General features: G+C 38.8%; 2 protein-coding genes and 1 pseudogene. All 3 read left to right on the forward strand.

Annotated features, from left to right (window positions below; all coding sequences use genetic code 11):
• Window positions 1–41 precede the first annotated feature (41 nt).
• The 3 genes and pseudogenes from Q0X89_RS17300 (at window position 42) to mfd (ending at window position 6584) form a co-directional block, all read left to right on the forward strand.
• Window positions 42–2510 carry a ligase-associated DNA damage response DEXH box helicase gene (locus Q0X89_RS17300; RefSeq protein WP_297696517.1) on the forward strand — a complete coding sequence of 823 codons (2469 nt, stop codon included), beginning with the start codon at window positions 42–44 and terminating at the stop codon, window positions 2508–2510.
• Window positions 2511–2583: 73 nt separating this feature from the next.
• A complete protein-coding gene (pdeM, locus tag Q0X89_RS17305; protein WP_297696519.1) occupies window positions 2584–3216 on the forward strand; it encodes a ligase-associated DNA damage response endonuclease PdeM in 633 nt (210 codons plus the stop codon).
• A gap of 57 nt (window positions 3217–3273) precedes the next feature.
• Window positions 3274–6584: pseudogene (mfd, locus tag Q0X89_RS17310) on the forward strand (transcription-repair coupling factor).
• Window positions 6585–6744: the final 160 nt, after the last annotated feature.

Below are 6744 nucleotides of genomic sequence, written 5' to 3' on the forward strand. Positions count from 1 at the left end.
AAATAGTTGCATGAAAAAAAACAAAAGCCGGAAAGAAAAGAATGACAAAACAACAACTTTATAATCTGGCAGAAGATTGGTTTAGGCAACAAAATTGGACACCTCATCCATTTCAATTAAAAACCTGGTCGGCTTTTTTAGAAGGAAAACACGGACTGCTTAATGCTCCCACGGGGAGTGGCAAAACATATGCATTGTGGTTTCCAATAGTCCTGAACTATCTTAAAAATAACCCTGAATATAAGACAAAGCATAAGAAAGGACTTAAAGCCATTTGGATTACTCCTTTAAGGGCGTTGTCACAGGAAATAAAGCAATCCGCAGAAAGGGTAATCCACGATTTAGACACACAACTTACCGTTGGCATCCGTTCCGGAGATACCTCTACTGCTGAAAGAGCGAAGCAAAGGAGAAGTATGCCCGACCTGCTCATCACCACTCCCGAAAGTCTTCAATTGCTTCTTGCCACAAAAGGATATGATACGATTTTTGAGAACTGTTCTGCAATAGTAGTGGATGAATGGCATGAATTGCTGGGCACCAAACGAGGGGTACAGACAGAGCTTGGACTATCAAGACTTAAGGGAATTACAAAAGAATTGCGTATTTGGGGTATATCGGCCACGATTGGCAATCTTGAGCAGGCCAGAGAAGTACTGTTGGGTCCCGGATCATCTGCCCATGAAAATTCAGTACTGATCAGAGCCAATCTCAAAAAAAAGATTACAGTAAAGAGTATTATTCCCAAAGAGATGGAAACTTTTCCCTGGCGCGGTCATTTGGGCCTTCGCCTGCTTGATGAAGTTATTCCTATAATCAACAACAGCAGAACAACCCTGCTATTTACAAATACCAGAAGCCAATGCGAAATCTGGTTTCAAAAAATCCTGGAAAAACATCCGGAATTAGCCGGTGAAATTGCCATGCATCACGGAAGTATTAATAAGGAAACCAGACAATGGGTAGAACAAGCAATACGAAATGAAAGTCTCAAAGCAGTGGTTTGCACTTCGAGTCTGGATCTGGGTGTAGATTTTGCGCCGGTGGAAACTGTGGTTCAAATTGGAGGTCCCAAAGGAGTTGCACGCTTTATGCAACGAGCGGGAAGAAGTGGTCACAGGCCGGGCGAAGAAAGTATAATTTATTTTCTTCCTACGCATGCTATTGAACTTGTAGAGGCTTCTGCTCTAAAACAGGCTGCAGAAAAAAAAGCAGTTGAAGACAGGATCCCCTACCTTAATAGTTTTGATGTTTTACTACAGTACTTGGTTACTCTTGCCATTTCAGATGGTTTTTTTCCGGACCAAATTTATCCGGAAATTAAGCAAACCTTTTGCTACCAAAGTATTACGACCGATGAATGGCACTGGCTGTTAAACTTTATTGTCCTGGGAAGTCAAAGTCTGCAATCCTATGATGAATATAAAAAGGTAGAGGTAGATGAAAACGGAAAATTCAAAGTAACCAATCGCGGAGTTGCCATGAGGCATCGCTTTCAGATTGGTACAATTGTAGGCGACTCCAATATTACTGTTCGTTATCAAAAAGGGGGATATATAGGAACTATTGAAGAACATTTCATTTCAAAATTAAAGCGGGGTGATGTATTTACATTTGCAGGCAGAAACCTGGAATTTATACGCATCAAGGAAATGCAGGCTCAGGTTAGGAATTCTTCCAAAAAATCTTCAAAAGTCCCCGCATGGATGGGAGGCAGATTAACATTATCTGCCCAGATGTCAAAATTGCTTAGGGAAGAACTTTATTCAGTACAATTGAATGAAAAAGAACAGTCTGCTGAAATCAGGGCGCTTAAATCAATTTTTACCAGGCAACAATTGGAAAGTATCGTTCCTAAGCCCAATGAGTTTTTGATAGAAACTTTTCAAACCCGCGAGGGGTACCACCATATTTTTTATCCTTTTGAAGGGAGATTTGTACACGAAGCAATGGGCAGTTTGCTGAGCTACAGAATTAGCCTGTTATCTCCAATTACTTTTTCACTGGCATTCAATGACTACGGTTTTGAACTTCTGTCAGATAAGGAAGTAGATATGCAACAGATTCTGGATAATGATTTATTTACAACCTCCTTTTTGCTTGATGATCTTCAAAAAAGCTTGAATTCAACTGAGATGGCCAGGCGTAAATTCCGTGATATCGCAGTGATAAGTGGAATGGTTTTTACAGGATACCCCGAAAAAGGAATCAAAATGAAACATTTGCAGAGTAATTCACAGCTGCTGTTCGATGTATTCAAGGATTATGAATCGGACAACCTACTATTTCGACAGGCCTTCAGGGAGACCTTTGAGCATCAGTTAGAAGAAGGTCGGTTGCGAATTGCCCTGGAACGTATTGCAGGACAAAATATCGTATGGAGGCCTTGTACGTCTCCTACCCCCTTCTCTTTCCCTTTAATCACGGACAGGTTGAGAGAAAAACTATCCAGTGAAAAGTTGACAGACCGTATTAAGAGAATGACCGCCATTTTAACCAAAAGCAAATGATTAATCGAAGAAATGGCAAGTGGTATAGGAAATCATTTCTTTCATAATCATTGCATTATCTATCTTTGATAAAATGACACAAACCATTCAGATCCTCGATCAGAATTTTATTTTGCATCCAAGCGGTACGCTGTATTGGAAGGAGCAGTCAACCCTTTTAATTAGTGATGTGCATTTGGGTAAAATTACCCATTTTAGAAAATTCGGTGCTGCCATACCACAGAAAGCCATTTACAAAAATTTTGATTTGCTGGATGCGACTATTGCTTTTTTTAACCCCGAAGTAGTTTGCTTTTTAGGTGATTTGTTTCATTCTTCTTTAAACAGGGAATGGGAACTCTTTGAAAAATGGATTGGGAATTATGATCTCAAATATATTCTGGTGAGGGGGAATCACGATATCATTTCACCCCTGAGATATGAGCGAATAGGCATTCAGGTAGTAACTGAATTAACCTCTGAAAAATTTCTGCTCACACACCATCCGGAAGAACGACAAGGCTATTTTAATTTTTCTGGTCACATTCATCCTGCAATTAAGCTTAGAGGAAAAGGGAAACAATCACTTCGCCTTCCTTGCTTCTTCAAAACACAAGACCAGTTAATCCTTCCAGCTTTTGGGAAATTTACAGGAACTTATACTATGAAGAAAAAAGATACAGACGAGGTTTTTGCGATTGCTGACAATACTATATTAAAAATTTAAACCAATCTTTTTGGTCTGTCATTGATTCAGCATTTATATTTGCACAAAATTTAACGGTTGACCAAATCTTCATTGCAGCAACTGTACGCACAGTCTCCCCAACTAGGGAAACTGAGGGATTTTATTGGCCAAAACCAGCCTAATATTGCTTTAAATGGACTTAGCGGATCTGCTATTTCGTTTGTAACCTCAGCAATCTTTAACAAAACAGATCGGCCTTTCCTTGTTGTTTTAAGTGATAAGGAAGAAGCGGCCTATGTGCTTAATGATCTGGAGCAACTGATAAATGAAACTGAGGTGCTTTTCTATCCGGGAAGTTATCGAAGACCATACCAGATCGAAGAAACCGATAATGCAAATGTTTTACTTAGGGCAGAAGTTTTAAACCGAATAAATTCCCGGAAAAAACCCGCTGTTATAGTCACATACCCCGACGCACTTTTTGAAAAAGTGGTCACCAGAAAAGAACTTACTAAAAATACCCTTAAAATAAATCAGTCTGATACTATTTCATTGGACTTTCTAAATGAAGTGCTTTTTGAGTATCACTTTAAACGCGTGGATTTTGTAACCGAGCCGGGAGAATTCTCTGTACGTGGTGGAATTCTGGATGTCTTTTCTTTTTCCCATGATGAACCGTATCGTATAGAATTTTTTGGTGATGAAGTAGAGAGCATTCGGACCTTTGACGTAGAAACCCAATTATCTACCAATAAAGTAAGTCGGATCAGGATAATTCCAAATGTAGAAAATAAACACCTGAATGAAAGTCGCGAAAGTTTCCTTAAATATATAAGTCCAGATACCGTAATTTTCCTTAAAAACCCTGAATTAATATATAGCAGGATAGATTTGTTTTTTGAAAAAGCCAAAAAGACTTTTGGTGAACTTGATTCGGAAATAAAACATTCTGAACCTGAAGAATTATTCACCAATTCCGACTTGCTAAAAGAGCAATTAGCAACTTTTACCATGGCCATCATAGGGCATTTTGGTCATATGCCTAATTCTGAGAATGTAGATTTTAATACAACACCTCAACCTTCCTTCAATAAGAAATTTGATTTGCTTATTGCTAATCTCAACGATAACAACGACAAAGGTTATGAAAATTATATTTTCTGCTCTTCAGATGTACAAACCAAAAGATTCCATGATATCTTTGATGAAGTAGATGAAAATGTACATTATAAAACCAGGGTATTTCCATTATATCAGGGTTTTGTAGACCATGATCTGAAGGTAGCATGCTACACAGACCATCAGATTTTTGAGCGTTATCACAAATTCCATTTGAGGAACGGTTATGCCAAAAAACAGGCCATTACTTTAAAGGATCTCAACAAATTAGAAGTTGGCGATTATGTAACGCACATTGACCACGACAGGAAGCTATCAAATTAATGTATGGTGAACGAGACATTCTATATGTTAGCATTCACTCCTTGCACAAGATCTCCAAATACAATGGAAAAGATGGAGCAGTACCCAAAATTTACAAACTGGGGTCAGCGGCATGGAAAAAGCTTAAACAAAAAACCAAGTCAAGGGTTAAAAAAATAGCCTTCGATCTTATCAAGGTCTATGCAAAAAGAAGACTGGACAAAGGTTTTCAATACGCCCCGGACAGTTACCTTCAGCTGGAACTGGAAGCCTCTTTTATCTATGAGGATACTCCGGATCAAAGCACTGCCACAGAGGATATCAAAAAAGATATGGAAAGTGAAAGGCCTATGGACAGGCTGGTTTGCGGCGATGTGGGATTTGGAAAAACCGAAGTCGCTATCAGGGCTGCATTTAAAGCTGCCGTAAATGGCAAACAAGTAGCGGTGCTGGTTCCTACCACCATACTCGCTTTTCAACACCACAGAACATTCACTAAACGATTAAAAGATATGCCTGTTAAGGTAGATTATCTGAATCGTTTTAGAACAGCAAAAGAGAAGCGCATCATACTGGATGAATTAAAATCCGGTAAGATTGACATCATAATAGGTACACATCAGTTGGCCAGCAAAAATGTAGAGTTTAAAGATCTGGGACTACTTATTGTTGACGAAGAACAAAAATTCGGAGTTGCAGTAAAAGATAAATTAAAATCAATAAAAGAAAATGTAGACGTGCTTACATTAACGGCTACCCCAATTCCGAGAACACTGCAGTTTAGTTTAATGGCGGCAAGGGATCTATCCGTTATAAATACACCACCCCCAAACAGGTACCCTATTGAAAGTCAGGTGATACAATTTAGTGAAGAAATTATTCGCGATGCAATCTCTTATGAAATTCAAAGAGGTGGGCAAATATTCTTTATCCACAATAGAATAGAAAATATTAAGGAGGTAGCCGGATTGATTCAGCGTTTGGTGCCCGATGCAAAAATAGGTATTGGCCATGGGCAATTGGAAGGCAGAAAATTAGAATCTTTAATGCTGGCCTTTATGAATGGAGAGTTTGATGTCCTGGTCTCTACAACCATTGTTGAAAGTGGTTTGGATGTGACTAATGCAAATACCATCTTTATAAATAATGCCAATAACTTTGGATTAAGTGATCTTCATCAAATGCGGGGACGCGTTGGCAGAAGTAACAAAAAGGCATTTTGTTATTTCATTACACCACCATATGAAGTAATGACCCCTGATGCCAGGAAGCGAATTCAGGCATTGGAACAGTATACCGCATTGGGGAGTGGTTTTAACATTGCAATGAAGGACCTGGAAATTCGCGGTGCCGGAGACCTGCTGGGTGGCGAACAGAGTGGCTTTATAAACGAAATTGGGTTTGAAACTTATCAAAAAATATTAGCGGAAGCTATTGAAGAGTTAAAAGAAAATGAATTCAAGGAGCTTTATGAGGAAACTGAAGGAAAGGATAAAATATTTGTGAAGGAAACCCAGCTCGATTCAGATTTTGAATTGCTATTCCCGGATGATTATATTAACAATACCACCGAACGATTAAACCTCTATACCGAACTTAACACCCTTAAGACTGAAGAAGAGCTTCAAAAATTTGAGTCTCAATTAATCGACAGGTTTGGCGCATATCCAACGCAGGTAGAGGATTTGTTGAATTCAGTACGAATAAAGTGGATGGCCACCGGTATAGGATTGGAAAAAGTAGTTCTAAAAAAAGGTAGCCTAATGGGCTATTTTATCTCAGACCAGGAGTCTGCTTTTTATCAAAGCCGGGAATTCTCCAATGTCCTTTCCTATGTACAACAGCATAGTGAAACATGCAGGTTAAAAGAAAAACAAACGCGTAACGGCCTTAGATTGCTTTTAATTTTCGATGGTATTAAATCTGTAAATAAGGCCCTGGAAGTTCTTGAACCACTAGCTGCAAAACAGCAGATCAGCATATAATTCAATATTGCTACGTTAAATTAGTCGGTTTTGGTAATCCTTTACAGATGGTTTCCCTAGGATGTATTCCTTATCTATAGCTACGCTTACTGAACACCATGTTATTGAGGTCTCCGGCCTCAAAAAATCAACCATCATGAATAAGAAAAAAGAACGTGAG

Origin of the sequence: uncultured Eudoraea sp. (genome assembly GCF_947258525.1) — a bacterium.
Taxonomy (GTDB): Bacteria; Bacteroidota; Bacteroidia; order Flavobacteriales; family Flavobacteriaceae; genus Eudoraea.

Excerpts from the sequence above, each read along its gene's own strand:
- Q0X89_RS17300 (WP_297696517.1), top strand. The coding sequence starts at position 42 with ATGACAAAACAACAACTTTATAATCTGGCAGAAGATTGGTTTAGGCAA.
- pdeM (WP_297696519.1), top strand. The coding sequence starts at position 2,584 with ATGACACAAACCATTCAGATCCTCGATCAGAATTTTATTTTGCATCCA.